Origin of the sequence: Streptomyces sp. MB09-02B, assembly GCF_033794485.1 — a bacterium.
Lineage (GTDB): Bacteria > Actinomycetota > Actinomycetes > Streptomycetales > Streptomycetaceae > Streptomyces.
This window is the reverse complement of the sequence record NZ_JARGEE010000111.1, coordinates 1-23097: the sequence shown is the minus strand read 5'-3', so window position 1 is coordinate 23097 and position 23097 is coordinate 1. Positions and strand designations below refer to the sequence as shown.

The window sequence follows — 23097 nt, the reverse complement described above, 5'->3', positions numbered from 1 at the left end:
GGGGGAGGGGCAATTTGTTTAAAAGAACAGCGGGCGCGCCGTGTGTGCCTCACAGCTCAGGGAGCACCCCCTACTCGCCGCCCACCCTCACACACGCAGGCCACCGGCTCAGGGCCCCGCTCAGGCCACCCGGGTCGCCCCCGCGTACGGCATCTCGTCCAGCGGTGCCACGCGCACCGGGGCCGAGGGGTTGGGGGCGTGGATCATCTGGCCGTTGCCGATGTAGATGCCCACGTGGCTGATGCCGGAGTAGAAGAAGACGAGGTCACCGGGGCGGAGTTCGGAGCGGGCCACACGGGGCCCGGCGTTGATCTGGGAGTAGGTGGTGCGGGGGAGGGAGACGCCGGCGGCGCGGTAGGCGGCCAGGGTGAGGCCGGAGCAGTCGAAGGCGTTGGGGCCGGTGGCGCCCCAGACGTACGGGCTGCCGATCTTGGAGTAGGCGTAGGAGACGGCCGCGGCGGCACGGGAGTTGGGCGCGTCGGTCGTGGCGGAGGCGGGGGAGACGGGGCCGGTGAGGCCTCGCTGGGCCGTGGTGGAGGAGCGCGAGGCGTGGCCCGTGGTGCCGCTGCGGGTGTCGAAGCGCGAGCGGTCCTCGGTGGTGAGTCGGCCGAGCAGCTGACGGGCGTCGGCCAGCTTGGAGGTGACGGTTTTCTTGTGCCGTTTCAGTTCCGTCTGCCGGGTCTTGAGCGTGCCCAGTTCCACGCGGGCGGCTCCGCGCAGGCGTTCGATCTCCAGCAGCTGCTTCTGCACGCTCGCCACGTCCGCGGAGTGCCGGCTGCCGACGCGTTCCGCGAGGGCGGCGCCGTCCAGGTACTGGTCGGGGTCGGCGGAGAGAGCGAGCTGCCAGGAGGGGGCGATGCCGCCGTCCCGGTACTGCGCCGCAGCCAGCGATCCGAGTTCGTCCCGGGCCGAGTTGAGCCGTTCGGTGCGGCGGGCGGCCTGGTCACGCAGTTCTTCGAGGTTCTCCTGCGCCTTGTCGGCCTTCTCCTTCGCGCCGTTGTACTTCTCGGTGGCGACCTCGGCCTGTTGGTACAGCTTGGCCACCTTCGCCCTGACCTGCTCGGGTGAGAGCTGCGGGTCGGCATGCCCGGTGCCGTCGAAACCGGTCGCGGTCGCCGCGCCCGCGAGGGCGATCGTCGCGGCCGTGCGGGCCGTATGGCCGCCGAGCGAGCGCTGTCTGGGCTTGCGGTGCGCTGCCACGTGGAGTCCACGTCCTCTCCGTACGACCGCCGTCCGCAGTACGAACATCGTCTGTCCGTACGGACCGCTTGGGGGGAGCGGTTACGCGTCCGGCGGCGGCCCGCACAGGGGGAGCGGGGCGCCGCCGGACCTTTCTCGGCGGTGGTGGCCGACTGCCGCCCCTGGCCCGGGCGGCGGTGGGGAGCCGGTCACCTGAGGGAGGACGCTAAACCTGACGGTGATGGCTCGGTAACGCGTTGTGCGGAAGTGGCGTGCACCGACTGCGAGGTGACCGTATGTGACCGAGATCTGGCCCTGGCGCCGCCGACTTCACGCTGTGCGATGACCGATGCGGAGATTTCGGACCGGCCGGGGGAGTCTCGGTGCTATGGAGCGCATATATGCAAGATCATCAGGGGGTGCCGCTCGCGGTCCCTTGTGCGCCCGCCCCGGTGCCCGGCGGGCCTCGGGCCCCTCATTAGGCTCCGCGCATGGACGTACTCATCCACATCCTCGTCGCCCTCCACATCATCGGCATCGCCTCCCTCCTGGGTGGTTTCCTCACCCAGCTGAAGGTCATGGGTCAGGGCACCGCGCGCTTCGTCCCCGCCATGCTGCACGGCGCCCTCACCATGCTCGTCACAGGCGCCCTCCTCGTCGGCCTCAACCAGGCCGACGACCAGCCCGTCAACAACATCAAGATCGGCATCAAGCTCGCCCTCCTGATCGTGATCCTCGGCCTGGTCTATGTGAAGCGCGACGAGGAGCCGGTGGAGAAGCCGCTCTTCGCCCTGGTGGGCGCGCTGACCACCGCGAACGTCTTCATCGCGGTGCTCTGGACCTGAGGCGAACCCTGTCCGTGAGCCCGCCCCGGCCGATCCCGGCTACGCCGGCCGCACCACGCTGTGGATCGAGGACTCGCCGTCGTAGAAGACCGACTCCTCGCGGACGTACGTGCCCGGCTTGGGGGCGTGGATCATCATGCCGTTGCCGATGTACAGGCCGACGTGGCCGATGTTGTCGTAGAAGAAGACGAGGTCACCCGGCTTGGCGTCGGCGAGGGGGACGGTGGTGCCCGCCGCGACCTGGTCGTAGGTGGTGCGCGGGAGGTCGACGCCGGCGGCCTTCCAGGCGGCCAAGGTGAGGCCGGAGCAGTCGTAGGAGCCGGGTCCGGTGGCGCCCCAGACGTACGGCTTGCCGATCTGCGCGCGGGCGAAGGCCAGAGCCTTGGTGGCCTTCGCCGCGTAGGTGGAGTCCTCGACCGGGGCGGTGGTCCCGGCGGTGCCCGGTGACGTCTCCGTGCCGCCGGCGGTCCCTCCCGGGGCCTCCTGGGTCTCCTGGGCGGTCGGGGTCTCCTGGATGCTCTGGGTCTCCTGGCTCGCCTGCGCCGCCTGCTGGCGCGCGAGCTCCTCCGCCTTGCGGTCGGCCTCCTCCTGCTCGCGCTGTTCGATCGCGGCGAGCCGGGCCTTCTCCTCGGCGGTGAGGGTGGAGAGCAGTTCGCGGGCCTCGGCGAGCTTCGCCTGGACCTTGGCCTTGCTCGTCTTGAGGGCGTTCTGCGACTCGGTGAGCTTCTCGAGGCTGTCGCTCGCCGTCCGGCGCTGCTCCGCCGCGTCGGCCTGCTCGGTGACGTACGCGTCGACCGCTTGCTTCTGACGGTCCGTCAAGCGGTCCATCAGCTGGTTCTGGTCGAAGTAGTCCTGCGGGTTGTCCGCCAGGAGCAGCGAGGCCTGGTCGGGGGTGGCCGCACCGGTGCGGTACTGGGCCGCCGCGAACGCACCCAGTTCCTCCCGCGCCTCGTTGAGTTTCTCCGTGCGCTGGGCGACGTCGTCGAGGAGGGTGTCGACCTTCTTCTTCTGCTTGGTCGTCCTCTCCTTGGCCGCGTTGTAGTTCTCGGTCGCCGACCCGGCCTGGCGGTAGAGGTCGTCGACCTTCTTCTCGACCTCCTCCAGGCTCGGCCTGTCGTCGCCGGAGGGGGCGGCGGTGGCCGTCTGGGAGAGCAGGGCCACGGAGGTGAGGGCGGCCGTGGCGAGAGCGGGGGTGCGTATGCCCGCGCGCGTCCGGCCGGTCGGACGCGGCTTGCGGTGCGGCGCCATGGTGCGGCGTCTCCTTCCGTTGTCCGCCTACCGAGTTAGCTGTCGGGTTCGGGCGCAAGCTTCGGAAGGTTTGCCCTACGACCCTTGCCGCGAGCGGCGGTCGGGTCGATTCACCCCAGAGGTCGGTGGGTCCCCGGCTCCGGCGCCGCAAGTGGCGTACCCGGACTCGGCGGAGGCCGTGCGGCCCGGCGACGTTCGCCGGTTGTGTCGTACGACCTAAAGAAGAAGCTAGCCAACTCGTGTGGCCCGTGTGAAGGTTGATGTTCGATATGCCCGATACGTTTTCGTGACCTTAGCCTCTTTCGCGCGACAGGCGGTACGCTCGATCGCTCACCGTCGTGAGGTGAGCGCGCTGAGTGGCGGGTGTGGACTTCCCGGGGCGGCCCCTCGCTGTCAGTGGGGGCGCCTAGACTCGGAGAGCGATGAGCAGCCTCTTTGACGACAGCTTCCTGGCGGACCTCCAGGCCCCCCGCGGCCACGCGGAGGAGCCCCCGCCACCGCCCGAGGACGACCACGTACCGGAGCCGCTTCCGGACGATCTGTTCGGCGGGAAGTTCGACGTGCCACCGGACCGGGACGAGTACTACCGGGGCGGCGCCCCGCGCCCGGCCATCGACGCGGCGGCCCTCCTGGACGGGCTGAACGAGAACCAGCGCGCGGCCGTGGTGCACGCCGGATCCCCCCTGCTCATCGTCGCCGGCGCGGGTTCCGGCAAGACCCGCGTGCTCACCCACCGCATCGCCCACCTGCTCGGCGAGCGGCAGGTCCACCCGGGCCAGATCCTCGCGATCACCTTCACCAACAAGGCCGCCGGTGAGATGAAGGAGCGCGTCGAGCAGCTCGTCGGCCCGCGCGCGCACGCGATGTGGGTCATGACCTTCCACAGCGCGTGCGTCCGGATCCTGCGGCGCGAGTCGAAGAAGCTCGGCTTCACGTCCTCCTTCTCGATCTACGACGCCGCCGACAGCAAGCGGCTGATGGCGCTCGTCTGCCGTGATCTGGACCTCGACCCGAAGCGCTTCCCGCCCAAGTCCTTCAGCGCCAAGATCTCGAACCTGAAGAACGAGCTGATCGACGAGGAGGACTTCGCCGCCCAGGCCGCCGACGGCTTCGAGAAGACCCTCGCCCAGGCCTACGCGCTCTACCAGTCCCGCCTCCGCGAGGCGAACGCGCTGGACTTCGACGACCTGATCATGACGACGGTCAATCTGCTGCGCGCCTTCCCGGACGTCGCCGAGCACTACCGCCGTCGCTTCCGTCATGTCCTCGTCGATGAGTACCAGGACACCAACCACGCCCAGTACGCCCTGGTCAGAGAGCTGGTCGGCACCTCCGAGCACCCGGTCGACGTACCGCCCAACGAGTGGGACGTGCCTCCGGCCGAGCTGTGCGTCGTGGGTGACGCGGACCAGTCGATCTACGCCTTCCGCGGCGCGACCATCCGCAACATCCTCCAGTTCGAGGAGGACTACCCGAACGCGACCACGATCCTGCTGGAGCAGAACTACCGTTCCACGCAGACCATCCTGAGCGCGGCCAACGCGGTCATCGAGCGCAACGAGTCCCGCCGCCCGAAGAACCTGTGGACCAACGCGGGCGCGGGCGCGCAGATCACCGGCTATGTCGCCGACACCGAGCACGACGAGGCCCAGTTCGTCGCCGACGAGATAGACCGCCTCACGGACGCGGGCGACGCGAAGGCCGGCGACGTCGCCGTCTTCTACCGGACGAACGCCCAGTCCCGCGTCTTCGAAGAGGTGTTCATCCGCGTCGGCCTGCCCTACAAGGTCGTCGGCGGCGTCCGCTTCTACGAGCGCAAGGAGGTCCGGGACGTCCTCGCGTATCTGCGGGTCCTGGCGAACCCGGAGGACTCCGTCCCGCTGCGCCGCATCCTCAACGTGCCCAAGCGCGGTATCGGCGACCGGGCCGAGGCGATGATCGACGCCCTCTCCCAGCGGGAGAAGATCAGCTTCCCGCAGGCGTTGAAGCGGGTGGACGAGGCGTACGGCATGGCGGCTCGGTCGACCAACGCGGTCAAGCGGTTCAACACGCTGATGGAGGACCTGCGGACCGTCGTCGAGTCCGGCGCCGGACCGGCCACGGTCCTGGAAGCGGTCCTCGAACGCACCGGGTATCTGGCCGAGTTGCAGGCCTCCACCGACCCCCAGGACGAGACGCGTATCGAGAACCTCCAGGAACTCGCCGCCGTCGCCCTGGAGTTCGAACAGGAAGCCGGTGCCGGAGAGGGCGAGGCCGAGGGTGAGGCGGCGGGTACGACAACCGTCGGGCTCTCCGACTTCCTGGAGCGGGTGGCGCTGGTCGCCGACTCCGACCAGATCCCCGACGAGGAGGAGGACGGCTCGGGCGTCATCACGCTCATGACCCTCCACACCGCCAAGGGCCTGGAGTTCCCGGTGGTCTTCCTCACCGGCATGGAGGACGGCGTCTTCCCGCACATGCGCGCCCTCGGCCAGACCAAGGAACTGGAGGAGGAGCGCCGCCTCGCGTACGTGGGTATCACCCGTGCCCGTGAACGGCTCTACCTCACCCGGTCGACGCTGCGCAGCGCCTGGGGCCAGCCCTCGTACAACCCGCCGTCCCGGTTCCTGGAGGAGATCCCGGCCACTCACCTGGAGTGGAAGCGCACGGGCGCCTCCGCACCCGTGTCCTCGGGTCCGGCGGCCGGCATCGCGGCCTCGCTGTCGTCCTCCCGCTCCCGTTCCTCGGCCCGCGGCGCGTCCGGCTTCGCGACCCGCCGCGGCGACGAGAAGCCGGTGGTCTCCCTCGCCGTGGGCGACCGCGTCACCCACGACCAGTTCGGCCTCGGCACGGTCGTCGGCGTCGGGGGGTCGGGAGCGAACGCGGAGGCGACGATCGACTTCGGCGACACCAAGCCGAAGCGGCTGCTGCTGCGGTACGCGCCGGTGGAGAAGCTGTAGCGGACGGGCCCGTGCCGCACATACGACACGGGCCCCTGCTGCTCGCAGCAGGGGCCCGTTCTTCGTGTCTGTGTGCTGCGCCCGCCGGGGGCGCCGCGAGAGGTGACTGTTACGTCGGGTCCAATGCATGGCTGCGCAGCCACGGCAGCGGGTCGATGGCGGAGCCGCCCGCCGGATGGACCTCGAAGTGCAGGTGCGGGCCGGTCGAGTTGCCCGAGTTGCCCGAGTAGGCGATGGTGTCGCCGGCCTTGACGGTCGTACCCGAGGCGACCTTGTACGTGGAGAGGTGGCAGTACCAGGTCTCGGTGCCGTCCTTGGCGGTCACGATGACCATGTTGCCGTAGGCGCTGTTCCACTGGGTGTGCACGGTGCCGTCCGTCGCGGCCATCACCGGAGTGCCGTACGAGACGGGGAAGTCGATACCGGTGTGCAGGGACATCCAGTTGACGCCGGACTGTCCGTAGTACGCGCTGAGCCCGTGCTTGGCGACCGGCAGCGCGAACTTCGGCCGCAGTCGCTCCTTGCGGGCCGCCTCGGCGGCGGCCTTCTTCTGCTCCAGCTCCTGCTGCGCCTTGAGGTCGATGCGCTCCTGCGTCCGGCTGGCCCGGTCGGCGAAGTCGTCGGCCTCGGCGGAGAGGCTCTCCAGCTGGGTGTCGAGCTGGTTGTTGGCGGTGGACGGCTTCACGGCGGTGGCGTCCGACTTGACCGACGCCGTCGTCTCCGTGTCGTCGGACGTGGCACCGACCGAGGCCGCCGCGATCCCGGCGACCCCCATGACACAGGCCGAGGGAACGGCCACGGTCAGCAGGGCGGAACGTTTGGCCGGAGCCTTCCGGCGTGACCGTGAGGCCGCGCGGGTGGCCGCCCGGCCGGGGCCCGCGCTCCGGGTGGCCGCCGTGGCGACCTCCTCCTCGCCGTCGAGGAGTGCCGCACGTTCCGCGCCGTCGGTCTCGAACTCGCCGTCCGCCGAAGGGTGTTCGTCCTGGTCGTACGGGGCGATCTGCTCGAAGGTGGCGGTCGCCTGCTGGTGGAAGTCCGTGGCCTCGGCCGACAGGTCCACCATGACGGTCTGCGGGTGGTCGTGCGCGTCGTACGACTCGGAGGCGCCGCCGGAGTGTTCGTACGACTCGGCCGCGCTGCCATCGTGCTCGTCGCCGACGGGTGTGCCGTCGCTGTTCCACTGGGTGGCGTCGAAGGCGCCCGTGTCGAAGTGCTGGGTGCCGATCCACTGCTGGGTCTGGTCGCCCTGCCCCAACTGGTCCGCGTCGTCGGACTGTTCGGCCTGCAGCCAGCCGCTCGCGTCCCACTGGCCGCTCGCGTCGGGGCCCGTCGGCTGCGTCGGAACCTGGGAGAGGTGTTCGTAGCCGGACGACCAGGACGTCGTGTCGTAACTGCCCGTGTCGTACGCGGCCTGGTGCTGCGCGGCGTACGGGTCGTAGTTCAGCGTCTGGTGGCTGCCGGTCGACCACTGGGTGGCGTCGTAGGAGCCGGTGCCGCTGTCGTTGCCCGGCATGTCGCCGAAGAGGGGGTCGACCGCGAAGGTGCCCGTGGCGTTCGCGGTGTTCGCGTGGGAGCCGGTTTCGAAACCGGTGGCGGGGTACTCGCCGTACGTGGTGAAGTCGCCGTAGCCGCCTTCCTGGTGGCCGTACGACGCGTAGTGCGCCGGGTCGGCTTCAGAAGCCGGAGCCGGGGGTGTTGCGGTCCCCGACGGGTGACGATCGTTCACCAACTTCTCTTTCGCCTCGACGACAGGGGCTGGCAGAGCAGTGCGGTGACTGTACCCGGCGGTATGCGGGCGCGACAATCTTCAACGGGTTTCACGCGCGCAGGAAACGGGCATTCGAGCGTCTTTCGGCGGTCTGTGGGCACGACTTTGGCCTGGCGTTCGAAGATTGTTCGATAGTCGATCGCTGTGTGCGGCATGTGGGACGCCCGTGGCGACGGGGGTGAGACGTTTCTCCGGGTGACGGCGGCCCGACCGTGGGGCGCGTAGTTGCCGTCGGGAGGGGTGTCCCGAGTCGGGCGCGTGGCGGGGGCGCGTGGGCGCGCGCCGCGTTTACCGCCTTACGTCCGCATTTCGCCGTCTGTGGCGAGCGTCACTGCCTCAGGTCGCCGTCAAGTCGCCGTCAGGCCGCCGTCAAGCCACGGTCAGGCCGCCTGGGTGGGCCGTCGTGCGTGTGCCCGTCTGCGACGTGTCGAGCGCCTCCCGGATTCCGGTGGCGACGGCGGGGTGCACGGGCAGGGCGAGATGGCCGATCCCGGTGACCCTGATGTTCTGTGCCATCAGGTCCGGATGGTCGACGCAGGCGCTCTCCGGCGGAGTCATCACATGGTCGAAATCGCTCCAGAACGCCACGAAGTGCGTACGACAGCCCGGTGCCGGCTCCCGCAGTTCCGCCATCAGGTCCGAACCGGGCCGCATCTGCCGGACGATCGGGTGGGCGTCCGCCAGTGGCACGGCCCGGGTGCCGCCGTGCGGGGTCCCGAGCGTGACGAGCGTACGGACGCGGTGGTCACCGCCGAGGCGCTGCACGTAGTAGCGGGCTATCAGCCCGCCGAGGCTGTGGCCGACGACGTCCACCCGCTCCTGGCCCGTGCGCTCGCAGATGTCCTCGACGTGTCGGCCGAGCAACTCGGCGGCGGCGCGGATGTCGCAGGTGAGGGGCGAGTAGTTGAGCGACTCGAGGTGGCGGCCCCCGGCCCCCGCGAGGGAGCGGCGCAGCAGGACGAAGACCGAGCGGTTGTCGATGAACCCGTGCAGCAGGACGACCGGCGGCTTCTCCTCGGTCGGGAGCCGGGGCGTGTCGGGCGTGGGGAGCGTGGGCGCGGCCCTTCGTTCCTGCGTCATCCCGGACGGATAGAGCAGCAGATGCCCCGCGAGGATCGCCAACTCCAGGGCGGTCGCCTTGAGAAGGGCCACGGACAGGCCTGTCAGCCGGGTCGGCAGGAATCGCTCGCAGAGCGGAACAAGGGGCGCTACCGCCTTGGTGACCTTCATGCCCGACCTCCCGTCGGCAGACGGGCGGACGCTTCTGTCCCCCGTGTGCCCTAAGTGGAGAGAGCGGCGGTGCGGGCGGCGGACGGCGGGTGCGATGCGACGTGACGCGGTGCGTGTGGCGTGCGTGACGTGCGGTGCGTGTGCGGCGTGTGGGACGCCGATCACGCGACGAGGGGTCCTGCCCTCCTGACTCCCCGCTGCCCTGCCCTCTGCCGTCTGCCGGTGCCGATCCGTCCCGCCACCGTGGCCTCCCGCGGGCGGTGGGTCGGTGCGGCCCCTTCCGACGACTCTCCTTTGCGCACGCCTCCCCGTGGCGCGCACGCCACGGGAGCCTCCGGCCGGCGGCCCGGAAACGGTCCGGATGCCGCGATCACCTCCGTGATCACCTCGGTCCCCGCGACGCGTGAGCCGCGGAATCCGGGAGCAGTGCGCGGCGAACGTGTCCCACCGTGTGATTTCCCCCTCGCTCTGCACCGCGAAACTGCCGGTTGCGGGATCCTGGAGATAACGTTCGTTCACTTCGCCGGTATGCGGTGTGGGTAGGTGTTCCATGGACCTGGGGCCGTGATGTATGCGGTTCGCCTGGTTCGTGCGGCAGTTTCCGCCGTGTTCCGTCATGGGTCGGTGCAGTCGTTTGATGGAGGCAGTGATGGGTGTGGCAGCCGGTCCGATCCGCGTGGTGGTGGCCAAGCCGGGACTCGACGGCCACGATCGCGGGGCCAAGGTGATCGCGCGGGCGCTGCGCGACGCCGGTATGGAGGTCATCTACACCGGCCTCCACCAGACTCCCGAGCAGATCGTCGACACCGCGATCCAGGAGGACGCCGACGCGATCGGTCTCTCCATCCTCTCCGGCGCCCACAACACGCTCTTCGCGGCCGTCATCGAACTCCTCAAGGGCCGCGACGCCGAGGACATCCTGGTCTTCGGCGGCGGCATCATTCCCGAGGCGGACATCGCGCCGCTGAAGGACAAGGGTGTTGCCGAGATCTTCACGCCGGGGGCGACGACGGCGTCGATCGTGGAGTGGGTGCGGGCGAACGTGCGGCAGCCCGCGGGGGCTTGAGCGGGGGGTGTGGGCGGGGGGCGTTGTCGACTGCCGGCCCGGTGGGGCTTCTCGCGCAGTTCACCGCGCCCCTGAAAAGCAGGGGCTGCGCCCCGTGCTTTGCGAGCTGGTCGCCCCGTCGCCCTCCGGCCGCCGCCGCGTCGTCGTCTTTGAGGCCCGCAGGGCCTGATTTCACGCACCCCCCGGGGGCACCAGCTCCGCTCTCATCGTTGCTCGTAGGCGCAAGGTCGTCGTCAGGCGCTGGAACGCCTCGGCCCAGTACCCCCCGGCCCCGGGCGCCGCATCCTCCGCGTCCTCCGGCGTGGCCGTCAGCGGTTCGAGACGCACCGTTTCCGCGGGGTCCAGGCACCGCTCGGCCAGCCCCATCACGCCACTGAAGCTCCAGGGATAACTCCCGGCGTCCCGCGCGATGTTGAGCGCGTCCACCACGGCCCGCCCCAGCGGCGGAGCCCACGGCACCGCGCACACCCCGAGCAGCTGGAACGCCTCCGACAGGCCGTGCGTGGCGATGAACCCCGCCACCCACTCGGCCCGCTCCCCGCTCTCCAAGGTCGCCAACAGCTTCGCCCGCTCGGCCAACGACACCGCGCCCGGCCCGCCGGCCTCCGGCGTGGACGGCGCCCCCAGCAACGCCCGCGACCACCCCGGGTCCCGCTGCCGCACCGCCGCCCGGCACCATGCCCCGTGCAACTCGCCCTGCCAGTCGTCCGCTACCGGCAGCGCCACGATCTCCTCCGGCGTACGCCCCCCGAACCGCCGCGACCAGGCCCCGAGCGGTGCCGCCTCCACCAGCTGGCCCAGCCACCACGAGCGTTCACCCCGGCCGGCCGGGGCCTTGGGGAGCACACCGTCGCGCTCCATGCCGGGATCGCACTCGTGCGGGGCCTCGACCACGATCGTGGTCGCCCCGGAGGCCGCCGACGCGCCGCCGGTGTGGTCGACGGCCACGCACGCGGTCGCCCGCCTCGCCATCCGCCGCGCGAGCGCCGAGTCCGGCAGCGCGGACAACAACTCCGCGGCCGTGGCGCGGACGTTCCGGCTGCGGTCGGCCAACGCGGCCTCCAGGAAGGGCTCGTCCGCCGCCTCCAGTCCCGTACGGAGCGTGTCGAGGAACATGAGCCGGTCCTCGGCCCGCTCCGTCGACCACGTGGACGACAGCACCTCACGCGCAGCGGCGGCATCCTGGGCCCGTATCGCCGTGAGCAGGGCGACGCGCTCCGCGAACAGGCCCTCCTGCCAGAGCCGTCGGACCCGCTCGGGTTCGTCCGGGCCGGGGAGCACCTCGCCGCCACCGGGCGCCGCACGCAACGCGAAACGCCAGTCAGGGTTCAGCCGGGCCAGCCACAGGGCCCGCGCGCCCGCGAAGGCGAGCACGGCGGGACGCAGATCCGTACGGCCACGAGCCGCGTCCAGCAGGGCGGGCAGGACCTCCGGAGGCGCGGAGTAACCGTATGCGTTGGCCAGGGCCAGCCACTGGGGGAGGAGTTCCATCAGGTCGGGTGCCGTGCCCCGGCGTCCACCGCCGGGGCCGGGGCGGTCGGCCAGCAGTGTCGTCAGCCGCCGCGTCGCGGCCGGTGACAGAGGCGGACGTGGGTCCGGTGCCGCCGGTGCGGGCCGCGCCGCCGCCCGTACCGGCCGTATCCCCGCCCTGCGCCGGACGGTCGCCACGGCCGCCGCGTCCAACAGGGCGACCGGCGCCTCCCGGCCCGACACCGCCCCCGGCGGCGTACGCCGGTCCGTGCCGAGCAATGCGGTGGTGACCAACTCCTCCCAGGCGAGCGCCGGCTCGGCCGCCGCGAGGGAGGGAACGCCTGGGGTGCTGCTCATGTGGGGTCCTTCCGTACGGCGACAGTGGGGTGAGGCAGAGAGGGTGTGGCGGGGCCGAGGACGCGGGGAGGCCGCTGCCCGGGGAGGCCGCACACGGCGGTGGCAGCCGTCCACGACCGACCGCCGGCCTCGCCGCTGCTCCCTCCATTGCCGCTGCCACGGGCGTTGGCGGACTCGTGCAGCGGTCCGCCGTCTCGTCTCAACACAGCGCCACCGCCTGCCCGGTGGACTGCGTGGCACCCTCGCGGTCGACGGCCCAGGCCGTCAGTGGTGTGAAGCCGTGATGGCCGCACTCCCCGAAGACCGTGAGGGGTTCCCCGCCGGAGAGCGCGACCAGGCGCCAGAGACCGGGGCGGGAGCGGGCGGAAGAGGTGAGAGGAAGGGCGAGATCGCTGTCGGCGTCGATCAGTTGCCAGGAGTCGCCGTCCGGGGCGGGTACGACACGGGTGAGCGTGACCGGGTACGAGTCGAGCCAGGGGTCGCCCTGGAGGGCCGCGCCGTACCGGGCGGCCGCCTCGGACGGGGTGACGCCCGGCGGGCGTACGGACGAGGGCTCGGGCGCGGTGAAGCGCTCGCCCAGTGACGCGCGCAGCTGTCCTGCGCCCGGATACGCCGTGACTTCGGCCTCGAAGGCCAGCCCCACCGGGAGCGACAGCTCGGGGGCGCGGCCGGCGGCCCCGTAGGAAAGGAGCAGTGCCGTACGGCCCGAACCGGTGCCGTACAGCCAGATGCGGCGGGTGGTGAGGCGGGAGTCGGAGGTGTCGTACTGGGCGAGAGTGAGCCAGCGGTCTCGGACCGGTGGGCCGTCCGGGGAGCCGGACAGTCCGATCCGGGAGCGGACCGTGGCCGCGAGACCCTCCGGGAGGTGGTCGCGGCGCAGCCACCCCTGGTCCAGCAGATGGAGGAGGGCGGACTCCTCCAGGAGACGGACCGGCCAGCCCGGGCCCGAGCCCGGTATCGCACCCAACTCCCGCACCCGGGCCGCCAGTCCGGGTGCCTGGGCGTCGACCATACGGGCCGCCGTCTCCTCCCAGAGCGCGTAGCCCGCCTGTTCCGCGGCGGCCAGGCCGCCGCGGAACAGGTCGGTCAGGCGCTGTTCGAGCTCCGCCGCGCCCGCGGTGATCCGGTCGGCGCGCCGCTCGGCTCGGCGCCGCGCCGCCTCGGGGTCAGCGGACGTGGCCCCAGATGCCGCGTCCGTCCTCGTCGTCCTCTCCGCTGCGCGCGTGCGGCGGCCGGCAAGCCACTGCTGCGCCCAGTCCGGCGCCTGACCAGGAGGCACCGCGGTGTCGTCGCCCGCCCAGAGCAGGAGCAGCCCCAGCGCATGCTTGCACGGGAACTTCCTGCTCGGACAACTGCACTTGTAGGCGGGCCCGGTGGAGTCCGCGACGTCGATCACTGTTTGATACGGCTTGCTGCCACTGCCTTTGCATAGTCCCCACACCGTCCCCTCGTCCGAAGTACCCGCCGACGACCAAGGTCCGGCCACGGCGAGTTTGCTTCCGGCTTTGCGCGACGCTGCGTCAGGTGCCAATGCCAGCACCTGCTCAGCCGTCCAGCGCACCCCCTGCTGAGTCATGTTCTGAAGGTAGATCCCACCACTGACAATTGGCTTGCGCGATCCAATTTCCCCAGGTCAGACTGGATTGTCAGTGGCGTGGTGCAGTGTGGTCAGCAGATCCGAACCGGCCGAGCTGGAGGGGGACTCAGCCATGCCTGCGTCTGCTGGAACGACCACTGTCGACCCGAGCCACAACCAGTCCGCGCCCGCGAACACGCACACGGACACGCGTGGGGAGGCGCGCCCGGACACGCACCCGGGCGCCCGCCCCGACGGCGAGGTGCTGCGGGCGCACGCGGAGCACGCCTTCGCCCGTGAACTCGCCGCGCTCGCCGCCCAGGACGACCGGCCCAGGCCGGCCCGCTGGAAGCTGTCGCCGTGGGCCGTCGCCACCTATCTGCTCGGTGGAACGCTGCCGGACGGCACGGTCATCACACCGAAGTACGTCGGACCGCGCCGCATCGTCGAGGTCGCCGTCACCACGCTCGCCACCGACCGCGCGCTGCTCCTGCTGGGCGTGCCCGGCACCGCCAAGACCTGGGTCTCCGAACACCTGGCGGCGGCCGTCAGCGGTGACTCCACGCTGCTCGTGCAGGGCACGGCGGGCACCCCGGAGGAGGCGATCCGGTACGGCTGGAACTACGCGCGGCTGCTCGCCCACGGCCCGAGCCGCGACGCCCTCGTGCCCAGCCCCGTCATGCGGGCCATGGCGGAGGGCATGACGGCACGCGTCGAGGAGCTGACCCGGATCCCGGCCGACGTCCAGGACACGCTGATCACGATCCTGTCCGAGAAGACGTTGCCGATACCGGAGTTGGGGCAGGAGGTGCAGGCCGTCCGCGGCTTCAACCTCATCGCCACGGCCAACGACCGCGACCGGGGCGTGAACGACCTGTCGAGCGCGCTGCGCCGCCGCTTCAACACCGTGGTGCTGCCGCTGCCGGAGAGTGCCGACGCCGAGGTCGACATCGTCTCGCGCCGCGTCGACCAGATCGGCCGGTCCCTCGACCTGCCGGCCGTGCCCGACGGCGTCGACGAGATCCGCCGCGTCGTCACGGTCTTCCGTGAGCTGCGCGACGGCGTCACGACCGACGGCCGGACGAAGCTGAAGTCGCCCAGCGGCACGCTGTCCACCGCCGAGGCGATCTCCGTCGTAACGAACGGGCTTGCCCTCGCCGCGCACTTCGGCGACGGCGTCCTGCGCCCCTCCGACGTCGCCGCCGGCATCCTCGGCGCCGTCGTCCGCGACCCCGCCGCCGACCGCGTCATCTGGCAGGAGTACCTGGAGGCCGTCGTCCGCGAACGCGACGGCTGGACCGACTTCTACCGAGCCTGCCGGGAGGTGAGCGCGTGAGCGAGCGGGCGGAGGGAGCGCCGCCGGGCGGCGGCGCCGTCAGGACCGACGGGGCAGGCCACGGGCCGCTGTTGCTCGGGGTGCGGCATCACGGGCCGGGGTCGGCACGGGCGGTGCGGGCGGTGTTGGACGCGGCCCGGCCGCGGGTGGTGCTGATCGAGGGTCCACCGGAGGCCGACGGGCTGATCCCGCTGGCGGCCGACGAGGACATGCGGCCCCCGGTCGCCCTCCTCGCCCACGCGGTCGACGAGCCCGGCCGGTCCTCCTTCTGGCCCTTCGCCGAGTTCTCCCCGGAGTGGGTGGCCATCCGCTGGGCCCTGGCGCACGGCGTGCCGGCCCGCTTCATCGACCTGCCGGCCGCGCACTCGCTGGTCCGGGAGCACGAGGAGGACGCCGACGCGGAGCCGGAGGGGTCGGCCTCGCCTCCGGAGGAGGAACCGCTCCGCGGCGACCCGCTGGCCGCGCTCGCCGAGGCCGCCGGGTACGACGACGCCGAGCGGTGGTGGGAGGACGTGGTCGAGCACCGGGGGACGGGCGGGGACGTCTTCGCGCCGTTCGCCGTGCTCGAGGAGGCCATGGGGGTGCTCCGGGAGGCGTACGGCACCGGGGGCCGCGACCGGGACCTGGTGCGCGAGGCGTACATGCGGTTGCAGGTCCGGGCCGCGCAGAAGGAGTTCGGGGACGACGGCGTGGCGGTCGTGTGCGGGGCCTGGCATGTCCCCGCGCTGCGGCAGAAGCGGACCGTGGCCGCCGACCGCGCGCTGCTGAAGGGGCTGCCCAAGGTCAAGGCCGACATGACCTGGGTGCCGTGGACGAACCGGCGACTGGCCCGGGCCGGCGGTTACGGCGCGGGCATCGACTCGCCGGGCTGGTACGGGCACCTGTTCGGTGCGCCCGACCGTCCGGTGGAGCGTTGGCTCACCAAGGTGGCCGGACTGCTGCGCGAGGAGGACCGGATCGTCTCCTCCGCGCACGTCATCGAGGCGGTACGGCTGGCCGAGACGCTCGCCGCGATGCGCGGGCGCCCGCTGCCCGGCCTGACCGAGACCACCGACGCCGTACGGGCGGTGATGTGCGACGGCTCTGACGTACCGCTGTCGCTGGTGCGGGACCGGCTGGTGGTCGGGGACGCCCTGGGAGAGGTGCCGGAGTCCGCGCCGACGGTGCCGTTGCAGCGGGACCTCACGCGGCTGCAGCGGCGGCTGCGGCTCAAGCCGGAGGCGCTGGAGCGGGAGTTGGAGCTCGACCTGCGGAAGGAGAACGACGCGGAGCGCAGCCGACTGCTGCACCGACTGCGGCTGCTCGGCGTCGCCTGGGGCGAGCCGACCACCTCGCGCGGCAGCACGGGCACCTTCCGGGAGACCTGGCGGCTGCGCTGGGAGCCCGAACTGTCCGTGCGCGTCGCCGAGGCCGGTGTCTGGGGGACCACCGTGCTCGCGGCGACGACCGCGAAGGCCGAGGCGGACGCCGTCACGGCCCGCTCTCTCGCCGACATCACCGGCCTCGCCGAGCACTGCCTCCTCGCCGAACTCCCGGACGCCCTGCCCGTGGTGATGCGCGTCCTCGCCGACCGCGCCGCCCTCGACGCCGACGTCGGCCACCTCGCCCAGGCGCTCCCGGCGCTCGTCCGCTCCCTCCGCTACGGCGACGTCCGCGCCACCGACACCCGGGCACTGGCCGAGGTCGCCGCGGGCCTCGCGGAGCGCGTCTTCGTCGGACTGCCGCCCGCGTGCGCCGCGCTCGACGCGGAGGCGGCCCAGGAGATGAGCCGCCATGTCGACGCCGTGCACGGGGCGGTGGGGCTGCTGGACGACGCTGTGCCGGGGGAGCGAGCGGCACGGGACGACGCCGTGCAGGGCGAACGGGCGGCGGCGGTACGGGGCGGCGGCCTGCGGCCCCGATGGCACTCGGTGCTCCACGTGCTGTCGGGACGGGACACGGTGCCCGGTGTCATCCGGGGGCGGGTCGTACGACTGCTGCTGGACGACGGGGAGTTGGCACAGGACGAGGCCGCCCGGCTCATGGGGCTCGTGCTCTCGCCGGGTACGGCACCGGCCGACGCGGCCTCCTGGATCGAGGGCTTCGTCGGCGGAGGCTCCGGCGGCGGGATGCTGCTCGTCCATGACGAACGGCTCCTGGGGCTGGTGGACGCCTGGCTCACCGGTGTGCCGGGGGACGCGTTCACGGACGTACTGCCGTTGCTGCGCCGGACGTTCTCGGCGTACGAGCCGGGGGTGCGCCGGACACTCGGCGAGCTCGTCCGCCGCGGGCCGGACCGGCGGACGAGTGCGACGGCCGCTGGTGGCGGCATACCGGGTTTCGCCGACGAACTCGACAGCGACCGCGCCGACGCGGTGCTGCCGGTGGTGCGGCTGCTGCTCGGTCTGGACGACGACCGCGAGGGCGCTCGGGGAGGCAGCGGCTCCGGGGAGAACGCCGGGCAGGAGAACGGCGGGCAGCAGAACGCCGGGCAGAAGAGTGGCGGGCCGGAGAGTGGCGGGACGGGTCTGACTGAGCAGAAGAAGGCCGGCGACAACGACCTTGTGGGGGTGGCGGGATGACGAGTGACGGACTGCGCGAGCCGAGGCGGGCCGCCGGAGCGCGAGACGGTGGGGACGGGACCGGTCATGGGCACGGGTCGCGCTCGGGTGACCGTCCGGCGACGGTCACGGTGATGCCCCTCTGGGTCCGGTTCCGTGCGGGGGCGGACCGATGACGGCCGAGGCCGAGGTGGATGTGGCCGCCGAGCGGTTGCGGCGTTGGCGGCTGGTGCTGGGCGGGGAGGCCGCGGACGGTACCGGGTGCGCGCTCGGCGGGCGGGACGCGGCGATGGACCAGGCGTTGACCGCCCTGTACGGGAAGGGCGACAAGTCGGGGGTGGGGCAGAACCGTTCAGCGGGGCTCGGGGCGTCGGCGCCGTCCGTGGCGCGCTGGCTGGGGGACATCCGGACGTACTTCCCCTCCTCGGTCGTCCAGGTGATGCAGCGGGACGCCATCGACCGGCTCGGACTCTCCGCGCTGCTGCTGGAGCCGGAGATGCTGGAGGCGGTCGAGGCCGACGTCCACCTGGTCGGCACCCTGCTCTCCCTCAACAAGGCCATGCCGGAGACGACGAAGGAGACCGCGCGGGCCGTCGTACGGAAGGTCGTCGAGGATCTGGAGAAGCGCCTCGCGACCCGTACCCGGGCCACCCTCACCGGCGCACTCGACCGCAGCGCGCGCGTCAACCGGCCGCGCCACCACGACATCGACTGGAACCGCACGATCGCGGCCAACCTCAAGAACTACCTGCCGGAGTACCGGACCGTGGTACCCGAGCGGCTCATCGGGTACGGCCGGGCCTCGCAGTCGGTGAAGAAGGAGGTCGTCCTCTGTATCGACCAGTCGGGGTCCATGGCGGCATCCGTCGTCTACGCCTCCGTGTTCGGTGCGGTGCTGGCGTCCATGCGGTCCATCAGCACGCGGCTCGTCGTCTTCGACACGGCCGTCGTCGACCTCACCGACCAGCTCGACGACCCGGTCGACGTCCTCTTCGGCACCCAGCTCGGTGGCGGCACGGACATCAACAGAGCCCTGGCGTACTGCCAGTCGCAGATCACCCGGCCAGCGGACACCGTGGTCGTGCTGATCAGCGACCTGTACGAGGGCGGCATACGCGACGAGATGCTGAAGCGGGTGGCGGCGATGAAGGCGTCGGGGGTGCAGTTCGTGGCCCTGCTCGCGCTCTCCGACGAGGGGGCACCGGCGTACGACCGCGAGCACGCGGCGGCCCTCGCGGCGCTCGGCGCACCCGCGTTCGCCTGCACGCCCGACCTCTTCCCGGAGGTGATGGCGGCGGCGATCGAGAAGCGGCCGTTGCCGATACCTGACAGCCCGTGAGGGCGTGGATGGGGGCGTGAATGGGGGAGTGTCACGGCGGCCGTGAGCGTTGCGGCAGACGGTAACCGGACAGGGGAGGTTGAAAAGCAGACATGAGAACGCGTCGGTGACAGGGGGCTTGCGCGACGGCGGGCGTCCCGTGCGAGGATCTGCAACACTTCACACCCTTCACACGGGTGTTCGTATCTCGCGCATCATCGCCCCGTACTCCGCCGTTCCCCCACACCGGAGGATCGTCCGTCTTGACCTCAGTGACCGCGCTTCCGGGCGCCGGTGCCGTCCTGCGCGTGGCGCGCGGGGCCGCCGGATGCCGTCCGGTGCGGGTGGCGCTGTTGGTGGGAGGGCTGTTCGTGCTGGGCGTTCTGTGCGGGGAGCGGGCGAGCGCCGCGGACGGGGCACCGACTTCGCCGCCCCTCCTGGCCACCGTCACGCAACACGTCGCAGGACCCGCCGCTGAGCGCGTGGTGCGCCCGGTCACCGAGGCCAGGGAGGCCACCGAGGTCGCCGTACAGCCCGTCATCGAGCGTGTTTCACGGCCCGTCACGGAGGACGTGGTGCGACCGGTCACCGAGGTCACCGAGGTCACCGAATCGGTCGTGCGGCCCGTCACCGAGAGCGTGGTGCAGCCCGTCGCCGAGAGTGTCGTGGTGCCGGTGGGGGACCTCGTGGAGTCGGTCACCGACGGGCTGGGCGGAGTGACGTCGCAGTTGCCCCCGGTGAGTCTGCCGTCGCTGCCCGGGGTGCCAGGGCTACCTGAGTTGCCGGAGCTGCCAGGGGGGACCACCTTGCCGGTGGAGTCACTGCCCGCCCCTGCCGGTGCGGTGCCGCAGGAGTCGGGGCCGACGGAGGCCGACAGGCCGGGCCCGGTCTCGGATGGTGCCGGTGGGCGTGACGTCGGACGGGCCACCGGGTCGGCTTCCGTCGCGTACGGGCCGAAGGTCGTTGCCGGTGGCCCGGCGGTCGTGCGGGTTCCGGCCTCGGCCGCCGCTGACGAGGACGGCGGGGGTGGGCCCGGCGTGCGTGTGGCCGCGCAGCAGAACCCGGACGGTCTTCCGACGGGCACCCTCGGTCGGCACTCCGCCGTCGACAACCACGGGCCGCGGCACGCCGAGCCGCACGCCGTCGCCGCTCTCGAACCGTCGCCGCTGAGCCTCGTGGCCGGCGCTTTTGTGGCCGATGTCGCGGGCGGGACCCGGGACCGGTACCGGGACGTCCCCGAGTTCCCCGGCTAGCGCCGGCCTCCCAGCCCCCGCCAGACCTGTAGCTCCGTGGTGGCCGACCACGTCGGCGCCGTGCGGGCGCTCCTCCGCGGTGCGGATCCGCGGTGTGGAGGAGCGGCGGACCACGAAGAGCAGCGGCGTCATCGACCGCGCTTCCCGCCCCAGGTTACCCCGACCCCCCTTCGCGTAACGCGCCGCCCTACGCCGTGAACGCCGTGGACGTCGTGGGAGACGCGGTCACAGTCGACCGCCCCTCCGGCGGAAACCCGGACGGCCGAAAGCCGTCGGCCCGGTCCGGGCGGATGCCAGGGGCGGTGACGGTCGGTCTCCCATGGGGAGGAGATCGCCCGTCGGGGGCCCCTTCCACATCAGTGGAGGGCCTCTGGGGACCTCACCGGACGTACCCCCGTCCGGTGAGGTCCCGCACGCGCGGCACGCCGTGCCAGTGAGCGCGGCATCATGTGACAGGTATCACCGCTCAGGTGTGACCCGCGATTTAGGGGGCTCCCGGAAGCAGCGATAACCTGCGAGACGGACATGCCGCGCGCTCGGACACCGTGTGCGCCTCCCTTGTGACTCTCGGCGGATGTCACGTTGCCCTTCGCGGCACGCCCACGCATAAGACGAACCGCGATCACTGATAGGGACGGAAGCGCGTGGACCTGTTCGAGTACCAGGCGAGGGACCTCTTCGCCAAGCACGGTGTACCGGTGCTGGCCGGTGAAGTCATCGACACGCCTGAGGCGGCGCGCGAGATCACCGAGCGGCTGGGCGGCAAGTCTGTCGTCAAGGCTCAGGTGAAGGTCGGTGGTCGAGGCAAGGCCGGCGGCGTCAAGCTCGCCGCCACCCCGGACGAGGCCGTCGCCCGTTCGACGGACATTCTCGGGATGGACATCAAGGGCCACACGGTCCACAAGGTGATGATCGCCGAGACCGCTCCGGAGATCGTCGAGGAGTACTACGTCTCCTACCTCCTCGACCGCACCAACCGCACCTTCCTCTCCATCGCCTCCGTCGAGGGCGGCATGGAGATCGAGGAGGTGGCGGCCACCCGCCCCGAGGCCGTCGCCAAGACCCCGATCGACGCCAACGTCGGTGTGACCCCCGAGGTCGCCCGTGGCATCGTCGAGGCCGCGAACTTCCCGGCCGAGGTCGCCGACAAGGTCGCCGACATCCTCGTCACGCTGTGGAAGACCTTCATCGACGAGGACGCCCTCCTCGTCGAGGTCAACCCGCTGGCGAAGGTCGCCTCCGGCGATGTCCTCGCCCTCGACGGCAAGGTCTCCCTGGACGAGAACGCGGACTTCCGCCACCCCGACCACGAGGAGCTCGTCGACCACGCGGCCGCGAACCCCCTCGAGGCCGCCGCCAAGGAGAAGAACCTCAACTACGTCAAGCTCGACGGTGAGGTCGGCATCATCGGCAACGGCGCGGGTCTCGTCATGAGCACCCTGGACGTCGTCGCGTACGCCGGTGAGAACCACGGTGGCGTCAAGCCCGCCAACTTCCTCGACATCGGCGGTGGCGCCTCCGCCGCCGTCATGGCGAACGGCCTGGAGATCATCCTCGGCGACCCGGACGTCAAGTCCGTCTTCGTCAACGTCTTCGGTGGCATCACCGCGTGTGACGAGGTCGCCAACGGCATCGTGCAGGCACTGCAGCTGCTCAAGGACAAGGGCGAGGAAGTCACCAAGCCCCTCGTCGTCCGCCTGGACGGCAACAACGCCGAGCTGGGTCGCAAGATCCTCTCCGACGCCAACCACCCGCTGGTGCAGCGCGTGGACACCATGGACGGCGCGGCCGACAAGGCCGCCGAGCTCGCGGCTGCGAAGTAAGGGAAGAGGGACAGAACAGCCATGGCTATCTTCCTGAACAAGGACAGCAAGGTCATCGTCCAGGGCATGACCGGTGCCACGGGCATGAAGCACACCAAGCTCATGCTGGCCGACGGCACGAACATCGTCGGTGGCGTGAACCCCCGCAAGGCGGGCACGAGCGTCGACGTCGACGGCACCGAGATCCCGGTCTTCGGCACCGTCGCCGAGGCGATCGAGAAGACGGGCGCGAACGTGTCCGTCCTCTTCGTACCGCCGGCCTTCGCCAAGGCCGCCGTCGTCGAGGCCATCGACGCCGAGATCCCGCTCGCGGTCGTCATCACCGAGGGCATCGCGGTCCACGACTCCGCCGCGTTCTACGCGTACGCCGTGTCGCAGGGCAACAAGACCCGGATCATCGGCCCGAACTGCCCGGGTCTGATCACCCCCGGTCAGTCGAACGCCGGCATCATCCCCGGGGACATCACGAAGCCGGGCCGCATCGGTCTGGTCTCGAAGTCCGGCACGCTGACGTACCAGATGATGTACGAGCTCCGTGACATCGGCTTCTCCTCGGCCGTCGGCATCGGTGGTGACCCGGTCATCGGTACGACGCACATCGACGCGCTCGCCGCGTTCGAGGCCGACCCCGACACCGACCTGATCGTGATGATCGGTGAGATCGGTGGAGACGCCGAGGAGCGTGCCGCCGACTTCATCAAGGCCAACGTGAAGAAGCCGGTCGTCGGTTACGTCGCCGGGTTCACCGCGCCCGAGGGCAAGACCATGGGCCACGCCGGCGCCATCGTCTCCGGCTCCTCCGGTACGGCCGCCGCCAAGAAGGAGGCCCTGGAGGCCGCCGGCGTCAAGGTCGGCAAGACGCCGACCGAGACGGCGAAGCTCGCGCGCGAGATCCTCAACGGCTGACCTTCAGCTCGGCTGAGCCTTTCTGGGCCCGCACCCCGTGTTCCGGGGGGCGGGCCCACTGGCGTGTTCGGGGCCGGTTCGGCGGCGTTGCCGCTCAGTCGGCTTCCGGGTGGAGGCGTTCCGGCCCGGCTGTCGCCTCCGCTCTGAGCTTGGCCCGGAGTTTCTGTTCGGTCTTGGAGAGGGGGCCGGGGGCCGCTCTCCAAACCCAAACCGAAACCGGTTCTTTTTAAAAACTCCCCAACC

Annotated in this window: 15 protein-coding genes and 1 riboswitch; of the genes, 9 read left to right on the top strand and 6 right to left on the bottom strand. The window is 71.5% G+C overall.

What is annotated here, in order from left to right:
* Positions 1-120: 120 nt before the first annotated feature.
* Positions 121-1200: an NlpC/P60 family protein gene (locus P1P70_RS17850; RefSeq protein WP_319238523.1), complete on the bottom strand. Its 1080-nt coding sequence runs from the start codon at positions 1198-1200 to the stop codon at positions 121-123.
* A 470-nt stretch (positions 1201-1670) separates the two neighbouring features.
* Here P1P70_RS17850 and P1P70_RS17845 point away from each other — a divergent pair, with 470 nt between their 5' ends.
* Positions 1671-2024, top strand: a complete 354-nt coding sequence (locus P1P70_RS17845; RefSeq protein WP_319238519.1) for a hypothetical protein — start codon at positions 1671-1673, stop codon at positions 2022-2024.
* Between the two features lie 39 nt (positions 2025-2063).
* Here the strand turns inward: P1P70_RS17845 and P1P70_RS17840 are convergent, their stop codons facing one another.
* Positions 2064-3272, bottom strand: coding sequence for an NlpC/P60 family protein (locus tag P1P70_RS17840; RefSeq protein WP_319238515.1), 1209 nt, complete (start codon positions 3270-3272; stop codon positions 2064-2066).
* A gap of 8 nt (positions 3273-3280) precedes the next feature.
* A riboswitch (cyclic di-AMP (ydaO/yuaA leader) is annotated at positions 3281-3439 on the bottom strand.
* 255 nt (positions 3440-3694) lie between these two features.
* Between P1P70_RS17840 and pcrA the strand changes: the two genes are divergently transcribed.
* Positions 3695-6211 carry a DNA helicase PcrA gene (gene pcrA, locus P1P70_RS17835; protein ID WP_319238512.1) on the top strand — a complete coding sequence of 839 codons (2517 nt, stop codon included), beginning with the start codon at positions 3695-3697 and terminating at the stop codon, positions 6209-6211.
* A gap of 109 nt (positions 6212-6320) precedes the next feature.
* Here the strand turns inward: pcrA and P1P70_RS17830 are convergent, their stop codons facing one another.
* Together P1P70_RS17830 and P1P70_RS17825 are read right to left on the bottom strand one after the other, a co-directional pair.
* Positions 6321-7937 (bottom strand): M23 family metallopeptidase, encoded by a 1617-nt coding sequence (locus P1P70_RS17830; protein ID WP_319238509.1) that lies wholly within the window; start codon positions 7935-7937, stop codon positions 6321-6323.
* 411 nt (positions 7938-8348) lie between these two features.
* The gene (locus tag P1P70_RS17825) at positions 8349-9209 is read right to left on the bottom strand and encodes a lipase family alpha/beta hydrolase (RefSeq protein WP_319238506.1); all 861 of its coding nucleotides are present in this window, start codon (positions 9207-9209) and stop codon (positions 8349-8351) included.
* A gap of 649 nt (positions 9210-9858) precedes the next feature.
* Between P1P70_RS17825 and P1P70_RS17820 the strand changes: the two genes are divergently transcribed.
* On the top strand, positions 9859-10275 hold the full coding sequence (locus tag P1P70_RS17820; protein WP_319238504.1) for a cobalamin B12-binding domain-containing protein: 417 nt from the start codon (positions 9859-9861) through the stop codon (positions 10273-10275).
* A 171-nt stretch (positions 10276-10446) separates the two neighbouring features.
* On the opposite strand, the gene P1P70_RS17815 is transcribed toward P1P70_RS17820, so the two are convergent.
* A complete protein-coding gene (locus tag P1P70_RS17815; protein ID WP_319238501.1) occupies positions 10447-12102 on the bottom strand; it encodes a DUF5691 domain-containing protein in 1656 nt (551 codons plus the stop codon).
* Between the two features lie 199 nt (positions 12103-12301).
* Positions 12302-13678: an SWIM zinc finger family protein gene (locus P1P70_RS17810; protein ID WP_319238499.1), complete on the bottom strand. Its 1377-nt coding sequence runs from the start codon at positions 13676-13678 to the stop codon at positions 12302-12304.
* A 133-nt stretch (positions 13679-13811) separates the two neighbouring features.
* On the opposite strand from P1P70_RS17810, the gene P1P70_RS17805 reads away from it, so the two are divergent.
* From P1P70_RS17805 to sucD, 6 genes are all read left to right on the top strand, one after another.
* Positions 13812-15014, top strand: coding sequence for an AAA family ATPase (locus P1P70_RS17805; RefSeq protein ID WP_319238496.1), 1203 nt, complete (start codon positions 13812-13814; stop codon positions 15012-15014).
* The gene (locus P1P70_RS17800; RefSeq protein WP_413471486.1) at positions 15011-17575 is read left to right on the top strand and encodes a DUF5682 family protein; all 2565 of its coding nucleotides are present in this window, start codon (positions 15011-15013) and stop codon (positions 17573-17575) included. Before P1P70_RS17805 ends, P1P70_RS17800 begins: the two co-directional genes overlap by 4 nt.
* Before the next feature lie 151 nt (positions 17576-17726).
* The gene (locus P1P70_RS17795) at positions 17727-18893 is read left to right on the top strand and encodes a VWA domain-containing protein (RefSeq protein WP_319238493.1); all 1167 of its coding nucleotides are present in this window, start codon (positions 17727-17729) and stop codon (positions 18891-18893) included.
* Between the two features lie 242 nt (positions 18894-19135).
* Entirely contained in the window at positions 19136-20125 is a 990-nt protein-coding gene (locus tag P1P70_RS17790) for a hypothetical protein (RefSeq protein ID WP_413471485.1), read from the top strand.
* Positions 20126-20769: 644 nt separating this feature from the next.
* Positions 20770-21948, top strand: a complete 1179-nt coding sequence (gene sucC, locus P1P70_RS17785) for an ADP-forming succinate--CoA ligase subunit beta (protein WP_319238490.1) — start codon at positions 20770-20772, stop codon at positions 21946-21948.
* A 21-nt stretch (positions 21949-21969) separates the two neighbouring features.
* A complete protein-coding gene (sucD, locus tag P1P70_RS17780; protein WP_086804565.1) occupies positions 21970-22854 on the top strand; it encodes a succinate--CoA ligase subunit alpha in 885 nt (294 codons plus the stop codon).
* The last annotated feature ends 243 nt before the right edge of the window (positions 22855-23097 follow it).

What these genes read in the sequence shown, in the direction of transcription:
- sucD (WP_086804565.1), top strand. Translation starts at nt 21,970, where the DNA reads ATGGCTATCTTCCTGAACAAGGACAGCAAGGTCATCGTCCAGGGCATG.
- P1P70_RS17805 (WP_319238496.1), top strand. Translation starts at nt 13,812, where the DNA reads ATGCCTGCGTCTGCTGGAACGACCACTGTCGACCCGAGCCACAACCAG.
- P1P70_RS17845 (WP_319238519.1), top strand. Translation starts at nt 1,671, where the DNA reads ATGGACGTACTCATCCACATCCTCGTCGCCCTCCACATCATCGGCATC.
- P1P70_RS17795 (WP_319238493.1), top strand. Translation starts at nt 17,727, where the DNA reads ATGACGGCCGAGGCCGAGGTGGATGTGGCCGCCGAGCGGTTGCGGCGT.
- P1P70_RS17820 (WP_319238504.1), top strand. Translation starts at nt 9,859, where the DNA reads ATGGGTGTGGCAGCCGGTCCGATCCGCGTGGTGGTGGCCAAGCCGGGA.
- P1P70_RS17840 (WP_319238515.1), bottom strand. Translation starts at nt 3,272, where the DNA reads ATGGCGCCGCACCGCAAGCCGCGTCCGACCGGCCGGACGCGCGCGGGC.
- P1P70_RS17810 (WP_319238499.1), bottom strand. Translation starts at nt 13,678, where the DNA reads ATGACTCAGCAGGGGGTGCGCTGGACGGCTGAGCAGGTGCTGGCATTG.
- pcrA (WP_319238512.1), top strand. Translation starts at nt 3,695, where the DNA reads ATGAGCAGCCTCTTTGACGACAGCTTCCTGGCGGACCTCCAGGCCCCC.
- P1P70_RS17825 (WP_319238506.1), bottom strand. Translation starts at nt 9,209, where the DNA reads ATGAAGGTCACCAAGGCGGTAGCGCCCCTTGTTCCGCTCTGCGAGCGA.
- P1P70_RS17815 (WP_319238501.1), bottom strand. Translation starts at nt 12,102, where the DNA reads ATGAGCAGCACCCCAGGCGTTCCCTCCCTCGCGGCGGCCGAGCCGGCG.